Annotated in this window: 14 protein-coding genes; 7 read left to right on the forward strand and 7 right to left on the reverse strand. The window is 64.9% G+C overall.

Annotated elements, in window-relative coordinates; genetic code table 11:
* Positions 1-77: 77 nt before the first annotated feature.
* From hutG to NKH04_RS21430, 3 genes are read left to right on the forward strand one after another with little or no spacing between them, the layout of a single operon-like run.
* The gene (gene hutG / locus NKH04_RS21420) at positions 78-896 is read left to right on the forward strand and encodes an N-formylglutamate deformylase (RefSeq protein WP_352771513.1); all 819 of its coding nucleotides are present in this window, start codon (positions 78-80) and stop codon (positions 894-896) included.
* Between the two features lie 32 nt (positions 897-928).
* The gene (gene hutU, locus NKH04_RS21425) at positions 929-2,599 is read left to right on the forward strand and encodes a urocanate hydratase (protein ID WP_353044903.1); all 1,671 of its coding nucleotides are present in this window, start codon (positions 929-931) and stop codon (positions 2,597-2,599) included.
* Positions 2,600-2,607: 8 nt separating this feature from the next.
* Positions 2,608-3,195 (forward strand): HutD/Ves family protein, encoded by a 588-nt coding sequence (locus tag NKH04_RS21430; RefSeq protein WP_353044904.1) that lies wholly within the window; start codon positions 2,608-2,610, stop codon positions 3,193-3,195.
* A gap of 59 nt (positions 3,196-3,254) precedes the next feature.
* Here the strand turns inward: NKH04_RS21430 and NKH04_RS21435 are convergent, their stop codons facing one another.
* Complete coding sequence (locus NKH04_RS21435; RefSeq protein ID WP_353044905.1) at positions 3,255-3,395, reverse strand: hypothetical protein; 141 nt, start codon at positions 3,393-3,395, stop codon at positions 3,255-3,257.
* A 67-nt stretch (positions 3,396-3,462) separates the two neighbouring features.
* Here NKH04_RS21435 and NKH04_RS21440 point away from each other — a divergent pair, with 67 nt between their 5' ends.
* From NKH04_RS21440 to NKH04_RS21450, 3 genes are all read left to right on the forward strand, one after another.
* Entirely contained in the window at positions 3,463-12,039 is an 8,577-nt protein-coding gene (locus NKH04_RS21440; protein ID WP_353044906.1) for a glycoside hydrolase family 94 protein, read from the forward strand.
* 363 nt (positions 12,040-12,402) lie between these two features.
* On the forward strand, positions 12,403-14,172 hold the full coding sequence (locus NKH04_RS21445) for a glucan ABC transporter ATP-binding protein/ permease (RefSeq protein ID WP_352490123.1): 1,770 nt from the start codon (positions 12,403-12,405) through the stop codon (positions 14,170-14,172).
* Between the two features lie 446 nt (positions 14,173-14,618).
* Positions 14,619-15,371, forward strand: coding sequence for a heme ABC transporter permease (locus NKH04_RS21450; RefSeq protein WP_353044907.1), 753 nt, complete (start codon positions 14,619-14,621; stop codon positions 15,369-15,371).
* Between the two features lie 225 nt (positions 15,372-15,596).
* On the opposite strand, the gene NKH04_RS21455 is transcribed toward NKH04_RS21450, so the two are convergent.
* Positions 15,597-16,655 (reverse strand): D-TA family PLP-dependent enzyme, encoded by a 1,059-nt coding sequence (locus NKH04_RS21455; RefSeq protein ID WP_353044910.1) that lies wholly within the window; start codon positions 16,653-16,655, stop codon positions 15,597-15,599.
* Positions 16,656-16,900: 245 nt separating this feature from the next.
* On the opposite strand from NKH04_RS21455, the gene NKH04_RS21460 reads away from it, so the two are divergent.
* Positions 16,901-17,587, forward strand: coding sequence for a D-lyxose/D-mannose family sugar isomerase (locus NKH04_RS21460; RefSeq protein WP_023674428.1), 687 nt, complete (start codon positions 16,901-16,903; stop codon positions 17,585-17,587).
* Positions 17,588-17,856: 269 nt separating this feature from the next.
* Here the strand turns inward: NKH04_RS21460 and NKH04_RS21465 are convergent, their stop codons facing one another.
* From NKH04_RS21465 to NKH04_RS21485, 5 genes are all read right to left on the reverse strand, one after another.
* Positions 17,857-18,645, reverse strand: a complete 789-nt coding sequence (locus tag NKH04_RS21465) for an RDD family protein (RefSeq protein ID WP_353044908.1) — start codon at positions 18,643-18,645, stop codon at positions 17,857-17,859.
* Between the two features lie 64 nt (positions 18,646-18,709).
* Positions 18,710-19,741: a stage II sporulation protein M gene (locus tag NKH04_RS21470; protein ID WP_352820539.1), complete on the reverse strand. Its 1,032-nt coding sequence runs from the start codon at positions 19,739-19,741 to the stop codon at positions 18,710-18,712.
* Positions 19,738-21,045 carry a DUF58 domain-containing protein gene (locus NKH04_RS21475; protein ID WP_353044909.1) on the reverse strand — a complete coding sequence of 436 codons (1,308 nt, stop codon included), beginning with the start codon at positions 21,043-21,045 and terminating at the stop codon, positions 19,738-19,740. Before NKH04_RS21475 ends, NKH04_RS21470 begins: the two co-directional genes overlap by 4 nt.
* Positions 21,042-21,998, reverse strand: coding sequence for an AAA family ATPase (locus NKH04_RS21480; protein ID WP_352933833.1), 957 nt, complete (start codon positions 21,996-21,998; stop codon positions 21,042-21,044). The genes NKH04_RS21475 and NKH04_RS21480 overlap by 4 nt, the downstream gene beginning before the upstream one ends.
* A complete protein-coding gene (locus tag NKH04_RS21485; protein WP_352490116.1) occupies positions 21,985-22,248 on the reverse strand; it encodes a hypothetical protein in 264 nt (87 codons plus the stop codon). The genes NKH04_RS21480 and NKH04_RS21485 overlap by 14 nt, the downstream gene beginning before the upstream one ends.
* Between the last annotated feature and the right edge of the window lie 124 nt (positions 22,249-22,372).

The raw sequence follows: 22,372 nt of genomic DNA on the forward strand, positions 1-22,372 counted from the left end.
GCGTTGCGAGCGATAAAAACCGAAGTCGGTGTTCAAGGACGATTGCAAAGTCGCGTTCCTTCGCGCGGAGACTTCCGATGACCTCACCCTCCTGGCTCACCGTCACCCAAGGCACAGCACCCCTGCTGGTTTCGATCCCGCATACCGGCATCGATCTCGCCGGCCTCGACAGCCGGCTGGTCTCGCCCTGGCTCGGCCGCCGTGACGCCGACTGGTGGATCGACAAGCTTTATGACTTCGCCGAGAGCCTCGGCGCGACGGTCGTGCATACGGCGATTTCGCGCACCGTTATCGACGTCAACCGCGATCCGTCCGGCGTTTCGCTCTACCCCGGCCAGACGACGACCGGGCTCTGCCCGACAGAGACCTTTGACGGCGATCAGCTCTACCGCAAGGGTGAAGAGCCGGGGCCGTCTGAGATCGACGAGCGCCGCGAGAAGTTCTTCGTACCCTATCATGCCGCCCTGCAGGCTGAGATCGACAGGCTGCACGCTTTGCATGGGAAGGTCGTCGTCTATGACTGCCATTCGATCCGCTCGGTGCTGCCGCGCCTTTTCGAAGGCAAATTGCCGGTCTTCAATCTCGGCACCAATGACGGCAAGAGCGCCGATCCGACGCTGCAGGCGACGGTTGGCCAGATCCTCGCCGAAACCGGCGAGAGCTACGTCGTCAACGGCCGCTTCAAGGGCGGCTGGATCACGCGCCATTTCGGCCAGCCGCAAGCCGGCGTCCACGCGCTGCAGATGGAACTCTCCAACCGCGGCTATATGCGCGAGCCCGAAGGCAAGGGCGAACCGGCTAACTGGCCGGTGCCTTACGAGGCCGAATTCGCGGCGCCGATCCGCGTCACGCTGAAGAAGATCCTGGAAACCGCGATCGCCTGGGCCGAACGCTGACGCGCGGTGCACCTCACTCGAAAGGAACAATCATGACCGATCCTCGCCACAACATCCGTGAAGTGCGCAGCCCGCGCGGCAGCGAGCTCAACGCCCGCACCTGGCTGACGGAAGCGCCGTTGCGCATGCTGATGAACAATCTCGACCCAGACGTCGCCGAAAACCCCAACGAACTGGTCGTCTATGGCGGCATCGGCCGGGCGGCGCGCACCTGGAACGATTTCGACCGCATCGTTGCCTCGCTGAAGACGCTTGGCGACGACGAGACGCTGTTGGTGCAATCGGGCAAGCCGGTCGGCGTGTTCCGCACTCATCCTGACGCCCCGCGTGTGCTGATCGCCAATTCCAACCTGGTGCCGCACTGGGCGACATGGGAGAAATTCAACGAGCTCGATAGAAAGGGCCTGATGATGTACGGCCAGATGACGGCCGGCTCGTGGATCTACATCGGCACGCAAGGCATCGTGCAGGGCACCTACGAGACCTTCGTCGAAGCCGGCCGCCAGCACTATGGCGGCAATCTCAGGGGCAAATGGATCTTGACCGGCGGCCTCGGCGGCATGGGCGGTGCCCAGCCGCTCGCCGCGGTGATGGCCGGCGCCTGCTGCCTGGCGGTCGAATGCGATCCCGACCGCATCGATTTCCGGCTGCGCACCCGCTATGTCGATGAGCGCGCCGACACGCTCGACGAGGCTCTGGAAAAGATCGAGCGCTGGACCAAAGCCGGTGAGGCGAAATCGGTTGGCCTGGTCGGCAACGCCGCCGACATCCTGCCGGAACTGGTGCGGCGCGGCGTGCGCCCTAACATCGTCACCGATCAGACCTCGGCGCATGACCCGCTCAATGGCTATCTGCCCAAGGGCTGGTCGCTGGCCGAGTGGCGCGAGAAACGCACCTCCGACCCGAAGGCCGTCGAAAAAGCTGCCCGCGCGTCGATGCGCGAGCATGTCGAGGCGATGGTGGCGTTCTGGAATGCCGGCGTGCCGACGCTCGACTACGGCAACAACATCCGCCAGGTGGCGAAGGAGGAGGGGTTCGAGAATGCTTTTGCCTTCCCGGGTTTCGTGCCGGCTTACATCCGTCCGCTGTTTTGCCGCGGCATCGGCCCGTTCCGCTGGGCAGCGCTTTCCGGCGATCCCGAGGATATCTACAAGACCGACGCCAAGGTGCGCGAGCTGACCCCCGGCAACACCCATCTGCACAACTGGCTCGACATGGCGCGTGAGCGCATCGCCTTCCAGGGCCTGCCGGCGCGCATCTGCTGGGTTGGGCTTGGCGATCGCCATCGGCTCGGCCTCGCCTTCAACGAGATGGTCGCCAGGGGCGAACTGAAGGCGCCGGTGGTCATCGGCCGCGATCACCTCGATTCCGGCTCGGTCGCCTCGCCGAACCGCGAGACGGAGGCGATGAAGGACGGCTCCGATGCCGTCTCCGACTGGCCGTTGCTCAATGCCTTGCTCAACACGGCGTCCGGCGCCACCTGGGTGTCGCTGCACCATGGCGGCGGCGTCGGCATGGGCTTTTCGCAGCATGCCGGCATGGTCATCGTCGCCGACGGCACGCCCGAGGCGGCCAAGCGCCTGGAGCGGGTTCTGTGGAACGATCCGGCGACCGGCGTCATGCGCCACGCCGATGCCGGCTATGACATCGCGATCGAGTGCGCCCGGGAGAAACAGCTCAACCTGCCCGGCATTTTGGGCTGAGCCGCGCCTTGCGCATCCTTCGGGCAGCCGGATACCGCTCGATGCCGTGGAAGAACGGCGGCGGGGTGACGACGGAGATTGCCGTCTCGCCGCCTGGTGCCGGGCTCGACGATTTCGACTGGCGCGTCTCGATGGCGCTGGTCGAGGGCGGCGGGCCGTTCTCCGGCTTCGCCGGCGTCGACCGGACCTTGGCCCTGCTGGAAGGCGAGGGCATGGTCCTCGACATCGCCGGCCGGCTACCGGTCGAAATCACCAAGGCTTCCGCACCGCTTGCCTTTCCGGCCGACGTGCCGACGCAAGCCACGCTGATCGCCGGTCCGATCACCGACCTCAACGTCATGACCCGCCGCGCCCGGGCGATCCACACGGTCGAGCGCCTGCTGATTTCGGCTCCGACGGAGATCCAGGCCGAAGCCGATGAAACACTCATCCTGTGCGTCGACGGCGAACTCAGCGTGGCCGGCGCGGCGCCCATGCAACTTGGGCCGCTCGACGCGCTGTTGCCCGGGGCGCAAGCGCCGGAACTGCACCTCGATCCGGTCCGGCCGGCCATGCTGTTCGTGATCCGCATCGACCGCATTGCCGGCAACGATTAACGTCTGTTTCCAAACATGATCGTGACGCCGGCCAAATATCGCGTAAGCTGGTCGCTGCATCACGAAAAAGCCTGAATCTTCCGCCGATCAGAAGCCGAAACGATGCCCATAGTGCCCGCCTGGAAGTTGTCGAAAAACGGCATCTTGTCGTGGTGCGGAAACAAACTTTCGGCCAAGTGTTGCGATGCAACCAATTGCATTTGGACCGGTTTTAGGGACATTGCCGTGGCGGTGACGCCGCACTGCGTCCCCAACACGGAACCTTAGATGAATATCCAGACCAATCTCGCACAGATCGAAAAGACGAGCGCCAGCTTCCCGGCTGTCACCGACGAGCCGATACGCTCCAATTTCCTGCCGGAAGATCGGCTGCGCGCTTTGGGCGCAGCCCTTGCCAATGGCGATGCCAAGGACTTGTTCGGTCTGACGCCTTTCGATTTTCAGGCGCGCATCCGCGACAGCGCCAGGAAAATTCTCGATGTCTACCGTTCCACCAACGCTGCCCAGGCGAGGGGCGAAACGATCACGCCCGCGGCGCAGTGGCTGCTCGACAACAACTACCTGGTCGAGGAGACCATTTTTCAGGTCAAGCGCGACCTGCCGCGCCGCTTCTACCGCCAGTTGCCGACGCTGAAACTGTCGGATGGATCCAGTGTGCCGCGCGCCCTGGCGGTCGCGTGGACCTATGTCGCGCATTCCGACAGTTCCGTCTCGTCGGCCATGTTCAAGGCGATTGTCGAAGGCTTCCAGTCCGTCGAGCCGCTGAAGATCGGCGAATTATGGGCGCTGCCGTCGCTGCTGCGCTTCGTCCTGATCGAGAACCTTCGCCGGATCGCGGTCCGCGTCAATCGCACGCGGGAACTGCGCCAGATCGCCAACGAGGTCGCCGACCGTGTGCTGGCGACGGACGACAGCGCCGACCGGCAGGCGATACTTTCCCACTACAGCGCCCATGCGCAGGACACCACCTTCGCCACCCAGTTGCTCTACCGGCTGCGTGACGGCTCGCAAAATGCCGGCAGGGCGCTGGAATGGTTGGAGGGCGAGCTGGAAAGGACCGGCTCCGACGCCGAGGAGATCATCCTCAGCGAGCACCACACGCTGTCCAGCGGCAACGTGACCACCGGCAACATCATCCGCGGCCTGCGCCTGATCAACGACATCGACTGGACGGTGTGGTTCGAGGGCGTCAGCCGCATCGACACCTTGCTGCGCGAACGCACCGATTTCGCCGCGCTCGATTTCTTTTCGCGCGACCAATACCGGACTGCGATCGAGGAACTGGCGCGCCGTTCCGATCTCTCCGAATTTCGCGTTGCCGAAAGGGCGATCGAGCTCGCCGGCCATGCTGCCGATGCACCGGGCTCCGAAAACGGTCCGATCGCTCACACCGACGTCGGCTTCTTTCTGGTCGGCCCGCGCCGGCAGGAGCTCGAGCGGTCGATCGGCTACCGGCCGACCATCGGTAAGACGCTCAACCGGACCTTCCGCAAGACCGGATGGCTGGGCATCGTCGTGCCGGTGTTTGCGCTGACGGTCCTGCTTCTGGTCGTTTCCGGCAATGCGCTTGCCAATCTCGGGCTGTCGGTGCCGTCGATCGTCCTGATGCTGGCCCTGTTCGCGGTGCCGGCCAGCGAAGGCGCGCTCGCGTTCTTCAACACCGTCGTCTCGCTGTTTTTGAAGCCGACGCGTCTCATCGGCTATGATTTCAGGCACGGTGTGCCGCCCGAGGCGCGCACGCTGGTGGTGGTGCCGTCGCTGATCGGCTCGCGCGACGATGTCGAGGAGAACATCCGCAACATCGAGGTGCATCACCTCGCCAACACGGCGGGCGAAGTCTATTTCGCGCTGCTTTCCGACTGGCCGGACTCCAAGACCGAGATCGACACGGCGGACGTCGAAATCCTCGAATTCGCCCGCGCCGAAATCGCCAGGCTGAACGCCCGCTATCCCTCGGACTCGGAAGGGGCGCCGCGCTTTTATCTGCTGCATCGGCGCCGGCTCTACAACGCGTCGCAAGGCGTCTGGATGGGCTGGGAGCGCAAGCGCGGCAAGCTGCACGAATTGAACCTTCTGCTGCGCGGCGACAGCGACACCACCTTCCTGCCGTTGGAAGTGCCATTGCCGGAGAGCGTCGTCCACGTGATGACGTTGGACGCCGACACCCGCACCACCCGCGACGCCGTCGCTGCGCTGGCCGGCAAGCTTTGCCACCCGCTCAACCGTCCGCATTTCGATGTCGCACGGCGCGAGGTTACGGCAGGTTATTCCATCCTGCAGCCGCGCATCACCGCGTCGCTGACCAGTGGCGACGAGGCGTCGTTCTTTCAGCGTGTCTTTTCCGCCAATCGCGGGCTCGATCCGTACGTCTTTGCCGTGTCGGACCTCTACCAGGACATCTTCGGCGACGGTTCCTTCACCGGCAAGGGTCTTTACCATGTCGACGCCTTCGAGGCGGCGCTGAAGGGTCGCATCGAGGAAAACACCATCCTCAGCCATGATCTGCTCGAAGGCGCCCTGGCGCGCTCGGCCTTGGTCACCGACGTCGAACTGGTCGAGGACTATCCGACCCGCTATTCGGTCGACGCGTCGCGCCACCATCGCTGGGCACGCGGCGACTGGCAGCTTCTGGGCTTCATCCTCGGCCCGCGCTCAAACGTGCCGGCGCTGTCGCGCTGGAAGATGGTGGACAATCTGCGCCGCTCGGTGACGCCGATCTTCTGGGTGATGGCCGCGATCGCCGGCTGGACGCTGCTGCCCTTCACGCAGGCCGCGCAATGGCAGGCGCTGCTGATCCTTACGCTGTTCATGGCGCCCACTTTCGACATCGTCAACGCCATCCTGCCGAAGAGCGGCGATCAGACGCCGCGCGGCCATTTCTCGGCACTGGCACGCGACGTTGCCTTCGGCACCGCCCTGGTGGCGCTGAAGATCGTGCTGATGGCGCATCTTGCCTGGATGATGGGCGACGCGATCATCCGCACGCTCTACCGCCTGTTCGTCAGCCGCCAGAACCTGCTCGAATGGCGCACCGCCTCGCAGGCACACAAGGGCGGCGACAACGATCTCGGCTCCTACTATAGCATCATGTACGGCGCCGTGATCATCGGCGTCGTCGGCCTCGCCGTGCCGGTGCTGGCCGATTCCACCGGCGCTTTCGTCGCCTTCTTCTTTGCCTTGTTCTGGATCGGCTCGCCCGCCATCGCCTGCTGGATCAGCCGTTCGGCCGAAACCGAGGACCGCCTGCGCATATCGGCCGCCGACATTCACGCGCTGCGCACCGTGGCGCGGCGTACATGGCACTATTTCGAGACCTTCGTGACGGCCGAGCATCACCATCTGCCGCCGGATAATTTCCAGGAAAGCCCGGCCCCCGTGGTGGCGCCCCGCACCTCGCCGACCAATATCGGCGTCTACCTGCTGTCGGTGATTTCGGCACGCGATTTCGGCTGGATCAGCCTCTCCGACGCCGTCAACCGCATCGACGCGACCATGTCGACCATCGAGAGCATGCCGCGCGACCGCGGCCATCTCTTCAACTGGTACGACACGACGACCCTGAAGCCGCTCTACCCGCTGTACATTTCGGCGGTCGACAGCGGCAATCTCGCCGGCCATCTGGTGGCCGTGGCCGCTGCCTGCGCCGAATGGGCCGAAGCGCCGTCGGTGCATGTGCAGGGCGACTTCGAAGGCATCCTCGACACCGTCACCATCCTCGACGAAAGCCTTGAGGAACTGCCCGACGACCGGCGTCAATTGCGGCCCTTGCGCCAGCGGCTCGCCGACCGTCTCGACGGCATGCGGCGGGCCGTCGAATTGATCAAGGCGCAGCCGGAGATGGCGTCGATCCGTACCATCAACCTGGCCGTCCTGGCCGGCGAGATACGCAAGCTCGCGACAGCCATCCACACCGAGGCCGCGTCGACCCAGAGCGACACCATCGCCGATTGGGCGGCCAGGCTCGAAGCCACCTGCGAGGCGCATGTGCACGACGCGCACAGCGACGAAAACGCGGTCGCGGCGTTGCGGGCCAAGCTTCTGACCTTGCGCGAGCGCACGCGCCGCTTCGCCTTCGAGATGGATTTCTCGTTCCTGATGCGGCCCGAGCGCAAGCTCCTGTCGATCGGTTACCGGGTCGAGGAGCATCAGCTCGACGAAAGCTGCTACGACCTTTTGGCGTCCGAGGCGCGGCTGACCAGCCTGTTCGCCATCGCCAAGGGCGATTTGCCGACCGAGCACTGGTTCCGGCTCGGCCGGCCGATCGTCGAGATCGGCTTCCAGGGCGCACTGATGTCCTGGTCCGGCTCGATGTTCGAATATCTGATGCCGCCGCTGGTGATGAAGGAGCCGCAAGGCAGCATTCTCAACCAGACCAGCAAGCTCATCATCAAGCGCCAGATCCAGTATGGCCGTTCGAAGAACGTTCCCTGGGGGATTTCGGAAGCGGCCTACAACGCCCGCGACCGTGAACTGACCTACCAGTACACCAATTTCGGCGTGCCCGGGCTCGGCCTGAAGCGCGGCCTTGGCCAAAACACGGTGATCGCGCCTTACGCGACCGTGCTGGCAGCGCAGTTCACGCCGCATGAATCCGTGCAGAACCTGGCCAGGCTGAGGCGGCTGGGCGCACTGGGCCGGCACGGTTTTTACGATGCGGTGGATTTCACGCCGCAACGCGTCCCCGAGGGCACCGACCACGCCGTCGTGCTCAACTACATGGCCCACCACTCCGGCATGTCGATTGCCGCAGTTGCCGATGCGATCTTCGAAGGGCGCATGCGCGACCGCTTCCACAGCGATCCGGTGATCGAGTCGGCCGAATTGCTGCTGCAGGAACGGGCGCCGCGCGACATCCCGACTGCGACCGTCAGGACCGAGGCCGACGAGCGCTCGAAGGACGAGACCGAGCTGGAAAGCCCGGATACCCGCATCGTGCTCGATCCGCTCAAGGCGCTGCGCTCGACCAGTGTCATGTCCAATGGCCGCTATTCGGTCATGGTGACCGCCACCGGCTCCGGCTACAGCCGCTGGGGCGAACTTGCCGTCACGCGCTGGCAGCCGGATCCGACCGAGGACCGCCTTGGTTCCTATGTTTTCCTGCGCGACGCCAGCAACGGCGACTGGTGGTCGGCCACCGCCGAGCCGAAGCGCGCCGCCGGCGAGCGTGCGCAGACGCTGTTCTCCGACGACAAGGCGAGCTTCGTCAAATCGATTGGATCGCTGCGTTCGGAAGTCGAGTGCATCGTCATCTCGGAAGGCAATGGTGAGGGCCGACGGGTGACGCTCCACAATGATGGCCCCGCCGACCGGCATATCGAAGTAACCTCGTTTGCCGAACTGGTGCTGGGCTCCGAGCCCTCGGATAATGCCCATCCGGCTTTTTCGAAGATGTTCGTGGAAACCGAGATCGCGCCGAACAACGGCGCGATCTTCGCCACCAGGCGCAAGCGCGAAAAGGACGAACCCGACGTCACCATGGTGCATTTCGTCACCGACCCGTCTGGATCGGCGCGAGACGCCGAGGCGGAAACCGACAGGCGCGCCTTCATCGGCCGCGGCCGCACCATCACCGAAGCGGCGGCCTTTGATCCAGGCGCCAAGCTTGGCGGCCATTCCGGCTTCACCCTGGACCCGATCGCATCGCTTCGCCGGCAGGTGCGCGTGCCGGCCAACAAGAAGATTTCGCTGACGTTCTGGACCGTCGTCGGTACCCATCGCGCCGAATTGGATGCCGCCATCGCACGGCTCGACCATCCCGAAAGCTTCGCCCGCCAGGCGATGCTCGCCTGGACGCGCTCGCAAGTGCAGACCCGGCACCTTGGCCTCAGCCTGTCCGACGCCGCCAATGTGCAGAAGCTGGCGCGCTATCTGATCTATCCCGATCCGTTCCTGCGCCTTCCGGGCGAATCCATCGTCTCCGGGCTCGGCAGGCAGTCCAGCCTGTGGCCGACCAGCATATCCGGCGATTTTCCGATTTTCCTGGTCAGGATCGCCGATGTCGCCGATCTGGAGATCGTCGCCCAGGCGCTTCGCTTCCAGGAATACATGCGCGCCCGCGGCATGATGATCGACTTTGTCGTCGTCAACGAGCAGGCGTCATCCTACGTGCAGGACCTGCAGCGCGCGGTGGAGACGCTGTGCGAAAACAGCCGGTTGCGCGGCAAGGAACTCGGACCCCGCCAGCACATCTTCGCGGTGCGCCGCGATCTGATGGAGGAAACGACCTACCGGACCTTGCTCGCCGTCGCTCGGGTGGTGCTGCATACGCGCAACGGCACCATCTTCGACCAGATCGAGCGCGCCGAGGCCGCGGCATTGCAGGCGCGGGACGCCGCCCTCCAGCCGGCAGACCTTGCAGCGCTTCGCGAGCCGTCCTTGCCGGTGCCGACGTCGCAAGCATCGGCCGCTCAGGCACTGATCGAGGGCCGCGTCGACGGCAGCGGGCTCGACCAATGGAACGGTTTCGGCGGCTTCGACGGCGACGGACGCCACTACGTCGTGCGTCTTGCCGGCCGGCGCACGACGCCGCAGCCGTGGATCAACGTCATCTCCAACCCATCGTTCGGGTTCCATATTTCGGCTGAAGGCGCTGCCTTCACCTGGAGCCGCAACAGCCGCGACTATCAGTTGACGCCATGGTCGAACGATCCGGTCACTAACCGGCCGGGCGAGGGCATCTACATCTACGATCACGCCAGTGGCAGGGCGTTCTCGCCAATGGCTGCCGTGGTGCGTGATCCGACAATGACCTACGAAACCTGGCACGGGCAGGGTTTTTCGACGCTCCGCTCAAAACGCGGGCCGCTGTCGATGGACCTGACCCATGTCGTCGATCCCGTCGATCCGGTGAAGATATCGCGGCTGCGCATCCAGAATTCGGGTTCGGTGCCGATGCGGCTGCGCGTCTACGCCTATGCGGAATGGGTTCTTGGCGGCCATCGCTCGCGCACCGCTGCAAGCATCGTTCCGTCGAGGGATGCCGCAACCGGCGCATTGCTGGCGCAAAATCCCTATGGGCTCGATTTCGGCGAGCGGATCGCCTTTCTGGCCGCCGACGGTGCTGTGCATTCGGTCACCGCCGATCGCGGCGAGTTCATCGGCAGGCAAGGCACGAGCGAGTTTCCGCATGCCGTGCTGAGCGGCGCCGGCCTGTCCGGCCGTGTCGAGGCCGGCGACGATCCCTGCGCGGCCATCGCACGCGACATCGACATCGCTGCCGGCGGCGACGTCACGCTGCTCTGGCTGCTCGGCGACGCGGCCTCGCCCGAGGCGGCCAGCGCGCTGGTGCAGACCCATCGCTCAAGGGATTTCGATCAGCGGCTGGCCGACAACGAGCGCACATGGCGCGGCTTTCTCGACACCATCCAGGTCGAGACGCCGGACAAGGCACTCGACGCTATGGTCAATCACTGGCTGCCCTATCAGAGCCTGGCCTGCCGCATCCGTGCCCGCTCGGCGTTCTATCAGGCGAGCGGTGCCTTCGGCTTCCGCGATCAGTTGCAGGATACCTTGGCTTTGCTGGCGCATGACCCCAAGCTGGCGCGTGATCAGATCCTCAATGCGGCGCGGCGGCAATTCCCCGAAGGCGACGTGCAGCATTGGTGGCTGCCGCGCACCGAGGCCGGCGTCCGCACCATGATCTCGGACGACGTGGTCTGGCTGGCCCACGCCACGGCCCGCTACCTGCTGGTGACCGGCGACACCGCGATCCTGAAGGAGCAACTGCCCTTCATCGAAGGGCAGGCGCTGGGCGAAGGCGAGCACGATGCTTTCTTCATCCCGGAAATCTCGAAGAAGACAGCCTCGCTCTACGACCATTGCGCGCGGGCGCTCGATCTTGCCGTCAAGCGCAGCAGCCCAGCCGGGCTGCCGCTGATCCTCGGCGGCGACTGGAACGACGGCATGAACCGCGTCGGCGAGCACGGCAAGGGCGAGAGCGTGTGGCTGGGCTGGTTCCTGCTGAAGACGCTGGGCGACTTTGCCGCTGTCGCCAAGGCGGAGCGCGATGCCAAGCGCGTGCAGGCCTGGACGAAGCACGCCGAGGTGCTGAAGCGGGCGCTGGAAAGCACCGCCTGGGATGGCGAGTGGTATCGGCGCGGCAGCTTCGACGACGGCACGCCGCTCGGCTCGCGCAAGTCGGACGAGTGCAAGATCGATTCGATCGCCCAGTCCTGGAGCGTGCTTTCGGGCGAGGGCGACCCGGCGCGGTCGACCACGGCAATGGCGCAGGCGATGAAAGCGCTCGTCGACGACGACCTCAACATCGTCAAACTGTTCACCCCGCCCTTCTCGAAGACGGAAAAGGACCCGGGCTACATCAAGAGCTATCCGCCGGGGGTCCGTGAAAACGGCGGCCAATACACGCACGCGGCGACATGGTTCGTCATTGCGCTGGCCGAGATGGGTCGCACCGACGATGCCTACCGCTGCCTTTCAATGCTCAATCCGGTCTACCATGCTCTCGATGAAGCCGCGGCGGAGCGCTACCGCGTGGAACCTTATGTCGTCGCGGCCGATGTTTATTCCGGGCAAGACAAGGGCGGCCGAGGCGGCTGGACCTGGTATACCGGGTCGGCGGGCTGGCTTTATCGCGCCGCGGTCGAGAGCATTCTCGGCATAGAGCGCCGCGGACAGCGCCTCCAGTTCACGCCGAGACTTCCTAGCCATTGGGACGGCTATTCGGCAACTCTGAAGATGCTGGGCGCCGAGATCAAAGTACGCGTCGTCCGCGACAAAAAGGCCCGGGCCATCTCACTTGAAGTGAATGGCACGAAGACCAAATCTTCGTCCTTCGAGCCAAAAGCCGGAGATAGTGCCGAGGTGGTCGTCAGAATACCGGCCTAGATTCAAGGGTTTGGAGCGTCGCTTAGCGTTCCCAGGGCACGCACGGGCGCTCCAAGTGCCTCTACCGGTTATATTTGCGTTTGACCTTGCTGAATGCCTGCACACGACTTTAGACGTCGTGCCCAGGGTCTTGCTGATTAAAATTGTGGCAGTGCTTTCGAGCTGCCATGATTTTGCCGCAACGCTGACATTTCACCTTTTATCTCAAACTGTTAGACGATCACGGCAAATTTCGAAGCGTCGTCATCTTTTGTTCGCGGAATGGGAACGGAAGAGCTAGACGAGCATTGTTTTGCGACGCGTCAACCGATACGAGTCAAAAAATGACGCACTGCACCATAAATAATTGGCGGAGTAGCTGAAGTGTCACTTCTGCAAATCTACTGGCGAGCCCTTGGTTATCTCGCTGCCGACAGGAAACGCGTTGCGTTTATCTGCGGGGCGAATGTCGCGCTTGCCATTATCGCCATTCTCGAGCCGATCATGTTCGGCCGGGTGATCGATGCCATTTCGGACCGCGGCTCGGTATTCGCGACGCTCGCAATGTGGGCCGGCCTCGGCGCGTTCAACATCATCGCCTTCGTGCTGGTGGCGCGCGGCGCTGACCGCTTTGCCCACCAGCGGCGCAGCGAGGTTCTTTGCCAGTCGTTCGAGCGCGTGATCACCATGCCGCTTGCCTGGCATCATCAGCGCGGCACCTCCAATTCCCTGCACACGCTCCTGCGCGCGGTCGAGACCTTGTTCAGCCTCTGGCTGGAATTCATGCGGCAGCATCTGTCGACCGCGGTTGCGTTGGTCCTGCTGGTGCCCACCGCGCTCAGCATGGATATCCGCATGTCGATGGTGCTGCTGGCGCTTGGCGCGCTCTATGTCGGCATCGGACGGCTGGTGATGCGGCGCACCAAGGAAGGCCAGGCGGCCGTGGAGCGGCACTACCACAAGGTATTTGCGCATGTGACCGACTCGGTCAGCAACGTCGCCGTCCTGCAGAGCTACAACCGCATCGGCCATGAGACCGAGGCGCTGAAGTGCTACGTCAAGAACCTGCTCGACGCACAGAATCCGGTGCTCGACTGGTGGGCGATGGCCAACGCGCTGCACCGCCTGTCGTCGACGATTTCGATGATGGTGGTGCTCTTGATCGGCGCCTATCTGGTGACGCACGGCCAGTTGCGCATCGGCGACGTCATCGCCTTTACCGGCTTTGCCACGCTGCTGATTGCCCGGCTCGACCAGATGTCGGCCTTCGCCAACCAGATTTCCGAGGCGCGCGCCAAGCTCGAGGAATTCTATCATCTCGAGGACTCTGCATCCGACGCCGCCGAGCCCGATGGGCTGCGCGATCTCGTCAACGTCACGGGTCATGTGCGCTTCGAGAATGTCTGCTTCGAGTTCGGCAATTCCGGGCAGGGCGTCGACGACGCGTCGTTCGAGGTCCAGGCCGGCCAGACCGTCGCCATCGTCGGCCCGACGGGCGCCGGCAAGACGACGCTCATCAACCTTCTGCAGCGCGTCTTCACCCCGTCCGGCGGCCGTATCCTGATCGACGGCGTCGACACCCGCACGGTGACCCGCAAGTCGCTGCGCCATTCGATCGCCACCGTCTTCCAGGATGCCGGCCTGCTCAACCGCTCGATCGAGGACAACATCCGCGTCGGCCGTGCGGAGGCGACCTATGACGAGGTTCATGCCGCGGCCAATGCCGCCGCCGCGCAGGATTTCATCCTGTCAAAGAGCGAGGGCTACGACACGGTCGTCGGCGAACGCGGCGGACAGCTGTCCGGTGGCGAGCGCCAGCGCATCGCGATCGCCCGCGCCGTGCTGAAGGACGCCCCCATCCTGGTTCTCGACGAGGCGACCAGCGCGCTCGACGTCGAGACGGAAGACCGCGTCAAGGACGCCATCGACGAATTGCGGCGCGGCCGCACCACCTTCATCATCGCCCACCGCCTGACCACCGTTCGCGACGCCGATCTGGTCGTGTTCATGGACAAGGGCCGGGTGGTCGAGATGGGCGGGTTCACCGAACTGTCGCTGCGCAATGGTCGCTTCGCCAGCCTGCTGCGCGCCGGCGGCCTGCTCAACGACGAGGAGGTCCGCCGCCTCAGCCGTCCGGTGAACGAAGCCGCTTGAGCAGCGCGGCTTGCCTTCTTCCCTATGGGAACCACAAGGGGGGCAGCGCCATCGCAGGTGGAGAGCCGAGGCTTTCGCTCTACGATGTACCCCCACCCCTAACCCCTCCCCACAAGGGGGAGGGAGACTTCCGTTGGCGCTGACCTCGGCAAATTTGCCTGCCTTTCGGCGCCAAAAGGGGAAGTAAGGGCATGCGGCAGCGTTCCCTCCCCCTTGTGGGGAGGGTTAGGGTGGGGGTCCATCTTCGTAAGAATCCAAATGCGATTGTGTCCGCCGCTCCGCTAAACACGGGGGCTGCGCGGCGGACACGCCAACGTCAACGCAATGCCACGCCATTTTGCAGAACTTGACGCACACAACTTGCCCCGCCGCTCACGGGGAGAACGGGAGACGCCGTACCGCCGCTGCGGTTGCCGCAACTCCGCCGGCGGTCTATGTAAGGCGGCATGAGCGACACGACTTCACGCCTCTCCGGCTGGATGGACCTTGCCAACCCGACGCGGTTCGTCGGGCTGGCCGACAAGGTCGTGCCGTGGCTGGCGAGCGTTGCCGCCATCGTCCTCGCTGTCGGCCTCTACATGAGCTTCACGGCGCCCGAGGACTTCCAGCAAGGCATCACCGTTCGCATCATGTATATCCACGTGCCTTTCGCCTGGCTCGCCATGATGTGCTACACGCTGATGGCGGTCTCGGCACTGGGCACGCTGGTCTGGCGCCATCCGCTGGCCGACGTGGCGCTGAAATCGGCGGCACCCATCGGCGCTGTCTTCACCGCCCTTGCACTGATCACCGGTTCGATCTGGGGCAAGCCGATGTGGGGCACCTGGTGGGTGTGGGACGCGCGGCTGACCTCGGTGTTCATCCTGTTCCTGATGTATCTCGGCATCATCGCGCTGACCCGCGCGCTCGACGATGCCGGGCGCGCCGCCTGGGCCGCCGCCATCATCACCCTGGTCGGCTTCATCAACATTCCGATCATCAAATTTTCGGTCGACTGGTGGAACACGCTGCATCAGCCGGCGTCGGTGTTCCGTCTCGGCGGGCCGACCATCGATCCAAGCCTGTTGTGGCCATTGCTGGTGATGGCGCTCGGCTTCACCGTGCTTTTCTTCGCGTTGCACCTGATGGCAATGCGTACCGAGATCCGCCGCCGCCGCGTCATTTCGATGCGCCGCGTCGCGGCGAGGCAAGCTAGCTGATCTTCGTCGAGTTCCTTCGCGCCCCCCCTCTGTCCTGCCGGACATCTCCCCCTCAAGGGGGGAGATTGAATGTCACGTATCGTTTCGCCAATCGCGAATGTTGAAAGAGAGGCGAAGCTACCGATCTCCCCCCTTGAGGGGGAGATGGCCGGCAGGCCAGAGGGGGCGCTGTCCCTCCAGCGTTTGAAGGATTTTGTACCTGAAGCGCACGCGCTCCAGCTGGACTCACCCCATCCGTCCTCGCGCCTTGACCTGGAGCGTCTCGATCACCGTCTCGCCTTCGATCAGATGCACCTCGTCGAACAGGTTGGTGACGACGCAGCAATGGTCGGGCACGACGCGCACGCGCTCGCCGATGCGAAGCTCGGCGCCGCCTGACAGCGTGACGTTGCCGTGCTCTTCGCTGAGGCTGGTCACCCTTGCGCCTGAAATGCCCAGCAGCTCACCGAAATCGGCGAGCCCCAGTGTGTCGCTGGACAGGGCCTTGCTGCCGGCGTCGAGGATGGCGCGTGTCGGCGTTGGGTGGCTGACCACCGTCGACAGCACCGTCAGCGCGCAATCGTCGAGGCTGCCGACGCCCTTGGCGACCTGGCAGCGGTCGAGATAGATGTAGGTGCCGGGCCGGTATTCGGTAACGACGGAAGCCTCGCCGGAACGCCACATATCGGGTGTGCCGCCGCTGGAGATGCGCTCGCAAGCAAGGCCGGCTGCGGCAAGTGCTTGTTGCGCATCGGCGAGCCACGCCTCGGTCTCGGCGGCGCGGCCGGCCCCCGGGTAGGTCATCAAGCCGCCGAAGACGAGCCCCCGGACCTTGTTGATCTCGCTCGCCAGCGCGACTGCCTCGCCGGCCGACTGCACACCGCAGCGGCCCATGCCGGTGTCGCATTCGACCAGCACCGGCAGGCGGTGGCCGGGATCGGTAAAGGTGGCGGCAAGCCCCATCAGCGTGTCCATGCTGTCCGTTGTCACCGACAGGGTTACGCGGCCGTGCAGCGCCTTGAGGCGCTCCAGCTTGGCCCGCCCGAGGATATTGTAGGGCAGAAAGATGTCGGTCAGTCCGGCGTCGGCCATGACCTCGGCCTCGCCGATCTTCTGGCAGGTGATGCCGACGGCGCCGGCCGCGACCTGCTTCTTCGCCCAGTAGGGCAGTTTGTGGGTCTTGATGTGCGGCCGGAGCTTCAGCCCATGGGTGTCGGCATGGGCCTGCGCCCGCGCGATATTGGCTTCGGCGCGGCCGGCATCGATCAGGATCGCCGGCGTATCGAGGTCGTCTATGCTGCGCATGGTCTCACCATTGGAAAATTGGTTGACCTTATGGCCCTGATCGGACCGCATGTCATGGGGCCAGCGACAGCAGTTTGCATCGACACCGGATGGACGTTCGGCTATTGCGGTTTGAGCAATTCCAGGAAAAGTGTGAAACGGTTTTCCGTCCGGAATTGCGTCCAAAAAAAGATAGAGCGGTTCGGCGTTCCGTGAAACGATGAATCGTTCTAGCGCTCGCAAAGCGACGGGAAGGAACCACGACCATGAAACGCTCCGCCATCAACGACATCATCCGCGACGCCGACGCCTTCATCCGCTCGTTCGGCTACATCATGCCGCCCTTCGCCTACTGGTCGCCGGAAGAGATGAAGGCGCGCCGGCAGGATTCGTCGGCAATCTTCTCGTCGCGGCTTGGCTGGGACATCACCGACTACGGTCAGGAGAAATTCGACGAGCTCGGCCTGTTCCTGTTCACCGTTCGCAACGGCCGCTACGAGGACATGAAGAAGGGCATGGGCATGCTTTATGCCGAAAAGATCATGATCTCGCGCAAGGATCAGCTGTCGCCGATGCACCGCCACAACATCAAGGCCGAGGACATCATCAACCGCGGCGGCGGCAAACTGGTGCTGGAGCTGTTCATGCATGATCGCGATGGCGGCATCGATCCGAAGGCCGAAGTATCGGTGCCTGTCGACGGAACCATCCACAGACTACCTGCGGGTGGGCTCCTGAAGCTCGACCCAGGCCAGAGCGTCACTTTGCTGCCGGGTGTCTGGCATGCCTTCTGGGCCGAGGGCAAGGACGTGCTGATCGGCGAGGTCTCGACCGTCAACGACGATCTCACCGACAACGTCTTCCGCGAGCCGATCGGCCGCTTCGCGGACATCGACGAGGACACGGCACCGCTGCATCTGCTGGTGTCCGATTATGAGAAGTGGGTGGGATAGGGGAGGGTGGCATTTGAACCGGGGCTCATGAGAGGGGCTCATCAGGTTCGTCGGCGCCGCCCCTCATTGCCCTGCCGGGCATTTCTCCCCGTATAGTGACGGGGAGAAAGACGCTATCGCAGATGGTTTCGCAAACTGGCACGTTGCGGAATAGTGGTCGACATTGCGTCTATCTCCCTTCTCCCCGTCACTATACGGGGAGAAGGTGCCGGCAGGCGGATGAGGGGCAGCACCGATGCTTCTCGCTAGCTGCACCTGTTCGGCAACTGCTACCGCGCATGCTTGTCGGCCCTGCGGTTGCCGAGCAGCAGCTTGCGTTCGAGATGCGCCCGTAGCTCGCCGTAGTAAGCCGTCAGGAACGCGCGTGCGTCATGGGCTTGGGGTGCCGCGCCGATCTTGCGTCCGATCGTTTCGGCCACCGTCCGCAGGGCGAAATAGTCGTCGCGGCGCAGCACCTCTTCCAGCTTGTGGAGTTCGGCAATCCCGTAGGCATCGAGCTGGGCGTGGCTGAACCGGAAGGCGCCGGCCGCCGGATCCTGCCGTGCCGACAGGTCTTCAAGCAAGGCGCGCTTCGGCGCCTCTACCACCCAGGTCCCCGCCAACAGATCACCGATCCGCATGCGGTCGCGATTGAACAGCGGGAACAAGGCAAACAGCAGCGTCCACACCAGTCCGAACACCGTCGTCAACGTGTCGGCGAGGTCGGTCCCGCTGCGTCCAACGATGATCGACAGCGGCAGGAACACCTCGATCTCGCGCATCAGGTTGCGGGCGATGACCTGGTCGATCGACAGGCCGTCTCCGCTGCGCGACGCGACCCGGATGCCGACGATCCGCTTGCCGGGCGTAGCCGCGCGCCGGCCCGCTTCGAAGACGATGAAGTAGGCGTTGCGCAGGAAGAAGATCAGGATGATCCAGACGACGAAGAGCGGCTGAAATCCCTCGCTGCCAAGGCCTCCCACCCCGAATAGCGCGACGATCGTGATCACGATTGCAGCCACGGCGATGAACACGAGGTCGAGCAGGAAGGCGGAGGCCCGCGTGCCGGCGTCGGCCAACTTTATCCGGAGATCGACGCCTTCGGGCGTGATCAGCGGCCGTACAGCCGCGAAGGCGGCGCGTTTAACGATCGCCATGCCGCACCGCCCGGAACAGGTAGAAATAACCGATCCACAGCACCAGCATGCCCCCGCCAATGCCGTAGCGCGTGACGTCGCTGGTGATGGTCTGCCTGCCAATGCCCTCGAGCAGCCCGGCAAACAGCAGCATGACCGAGACCCCGACCATGGCGTTCGCGGCGATGCGTCCGGCGCGAGCCGCTGCCGCCATGCGTGTCAATTCGCCGGGAAAGGCGATGCTGGTGCCGATGCGCATGCCCGCCGCGCCGGCCAAAGAGATCGCGAACAATTCGGTGGTGCCGTGGATGGCCAGCCAGCCGCCGAGCTCCATGCCAAGCCCCTTGGACCAATAGACTTGGAACAACGCCCCGATCATGCAGCCGTTGTACAGCATCAGCAGCACCGTCGGCACCGCGAAGGCGAAGCCAAGGGCGAAGGCCAGGATTGCGACCTGGACGTTGTGCGTGAACAGATAGGCGGCAAAGCCTGAGAGAAAGCCATTGTCGCCATCATAAAGCATGCCTCGCAGCAGCTCGGCCGAGGTGTCGGGGCCGCGGCCTCCTGCCAGGCCGGGCGGGATGATCGCGTCGAACCAGCTCTTGTCGGATGCCACCAGCCAGGCGCCTGCACCAATGCCGATCACCATCAGCGCGACCGACGCCAATGTCTCGCGCCACAGGTCGCGAATGGCTTCGGGCCAGTCATGCAGGAAGAAATCGGCGAGGCGCTGCCGCAGCCCGCGGCGCGCGCCGTAGAGATAGAAATAACCGCGCAGCGACAGCGCTTCGAGATAGCCGACCAGCGCATTATCGAGCGATGTCGCGCGCGCCACCGACAGGGAAGACAGCGCCGATCGATAGAGCAGCGGCAGCGACAGCAGCTCCTCTTCGGAAAGCGTCCGCGGCGCACGCTTCTCGACACGCGCCAGCAGCGCCTCGAATGCCTTCCAGTCGGCCTCGCGCTCGCGGCGGAAGCTGGCCAGCGACTGGCGTACCGCGTCGCCGCGCACCGCATTGCCGCGTACCGGCGCCGTCACAGCAAATCCTCCTGCTTGAACTGCAGATAGCGCTCGACCAGCGCCGGGCCGAGCCGGTTGTGGTCGGCTTCGATCACATGCGCCCCGAGCAGGCGCAGCCGGCCGATGACGACCTGCCTTTCGCGCAAGAGCCCTCCGGCAACGACCGCGCGGGCAACATCCTCGCCGGAGCGTGGCGGCAGGTCGGCCAGGCCCTCCAATTCGGTGTCCTTCATCATCATGAACAGCACGAGATGCCGTTCGGTGAGCCGGCCCACGGTGCGCAGCATCAATTCCGCACTGATCGGATCGACGAAATCGGTGAAGATGATGACCAGCGAGCGGCGGTCGAGCCGCGCCGCCAGCGTCGTCAATGCCAGCGTGAAATTGGTCTCCTCGCTGGAGTAGTCGATCTCGGCGGCCCGTTTCTGGATCATCGCAAAGCTGGCGGGGCCGCGCACCGCGCCGCTCGAAACGCGCGGCCTTGCATCGAAGCCGAACAGGCTGACCATGTCACCGCCCTTCAGCGCGATGAATGCCGACAGCAGGGCGGCCGTCACCGCCCGGTCCACCTTCGGCACCCCGTCGACCGGTTCGCACATCAGGCGTCCGCTGTCGATGGCCAGCACGATGTTGTTGTTCTCCTCGATGCGGAACTCGCGCGCCAACAGCTTGCCGTGGCGGGCGCTGCGCTTCCAGTCGATCATCCGCCGGCCCATGCCCGGCTGGTAGTCCTTGAGCGCGTCGAACTCGCGGCCTTGACCGGCGCGGCGCTGCGCATGGCCTTCGGCAAGCGCCGCATGTTGCAGCAGCGTGATCGCCTCGCCGCGGGCGCTGCTGACGTCGGGCAGCACCGCAACCTTGCTTTCCACCGGCAGCACGACCTGGTTCCAGACCAGCCCGAACGGCCCGCGCCAGCGCACCCAGAGACGGTCGAAGCTGGCGACGCCGCGCCGCAGCGCCTGGAAGCGGAGGTTGAGCGAGCCGCCTCCGGCGGTTGGCAGCAAGGCGCCGCCGCTGCCGTCCACCGGCGCCAGACGCGCATCGTGGCCGACGCGGGCCTCCGCGGCGCGCGGCCCCGAGTGACGGGCGGCGACGTGCACGCTGAACTCGCCGCCGACACCGACCTGCTGCGGCGCATCGATGCTGGCATTCAGCGATGCCCGTCCGCGTCCGGCTGCTGCATCCACCGCCAGGAAGGCAAGCAGCAGACAGCTCCACAGCAATCCCAGATACCAGAACGACGGCAATGCCAACGCGACCAGGAAGGCCGGCACCGCGCCGGCCGCAGCTGCCCATACCGCTCGGCCGCTGGGATAGATCAACGTGGTGCTTCCGTCTGGTCGACCAGGTCGGAGACGATCTGCTCGACCAGCCGGCCATCGATCTGTGCGGCAGGCGAAAGGATGACGCGATGACGCAGCGCCGGCACCGCCAGCGCCTTGACGTCGTCGGGGATCACATAGGCGCGTCCGTCCAGCGCCGCCCGCGCACGCGCCGCCCGCGCCAGCATTGCGCCGGCGCGCGGACTGGCCCCGACCTCCAGATCGGCATTTTCGCGCGTAGCCCGAACCAGCGCCGCTATGTAGCCGACGACATCGTCGACGAGGGTGACGGAGCCGACGACTTCAAGGGCCTCCTGCAGCATTTCGCGGTCCGTCTGCGCCTCGATGCCATATTGCGCGATGTCGTGCGAGGCGGAGCCGCCGCCGTGATGGACGATGATGGCTCGTTCTTCCTCGGGGCCGGGATAGCTGACGCGGTGCTTGAACAGGAAGCGGTCGAGCTGCGCCTCCGGCAGCGGATAGACGCCCTGGTGCTCGATCGGATTCTGGGTCGCGACGACCATGAAATTGCGGCCGAGCGAATGCGTGGTGCCGTCGAAGGTGACCGCATGCTCCTGCATCGCCTCGAGCAGTGCGGCCTGCGTCTTGGGCGGCGTGCGGTTGATTTCGTCGGCAAGCAGGAGATCGCAGAAGATCGGGCCGCGCGTCAGCGTGAACTGCCCGGTCTGGAAGTTGTAGATGTTCGACCCGACGATATCGCCGGGCATCAGGTCCGGCGTGAACTGGATCCGCCCGTAGGCGATCCCAAGCGCCTGGGCGAAGCAGCGCGCCGTCATTGTCTTGGCCGTGCCCGGAGGACCTTCCAGCAGGATATGCCCGCCCGCAAACAAGGCGGTCAGCATCAGGTCGACCGTATCGTGCTGCCCGGTGATCGCCTTGGCCACTTCTTCCCTGATCCGTGTCGCCAGGGCCTTCACATCATCGACGTTCACCGAGCCTCCTTGCCGTCCAGTCATGCAGCCGTTCTGCTGCCTGTTGCATCTGCGTCAGATTCTTCGCCTCGCCGGCCGCTTGCGAGCGCGTCGTGAAGCCGCCGGCTTGCTCCTTATCGCGAGAGTCGAGCCAATGGTCGAGCGCTTTGCCTTGCAACCCTTGCGGTGCGCCGAGCAGCGCGCCGGCGCGCACCCGCATCAAGGCCGCATAGCGGCCTCCCAGCTCGTCCAGCCGGCCGGCACGCCGCATGAGCATCGCCGTGGTAAACGCCCCCCCGCCCACTGCCCACGCGGGCGCGGCCGGGGGGGGAACCCGGCGGGCGCCAGCGGCCCGGGCCACGACGGACCCCCCCCCCCGCCCGCGCACGCGAGGG

Source organism: Mesorhizobium sp. M1365, from assembly GCF_040317865.1.
Lineage (GTDB): Bacteria > Pseudomonadota > Alphaproteobacteria > Rhizobiales > Rhizobiaceae > Mesorhizobium.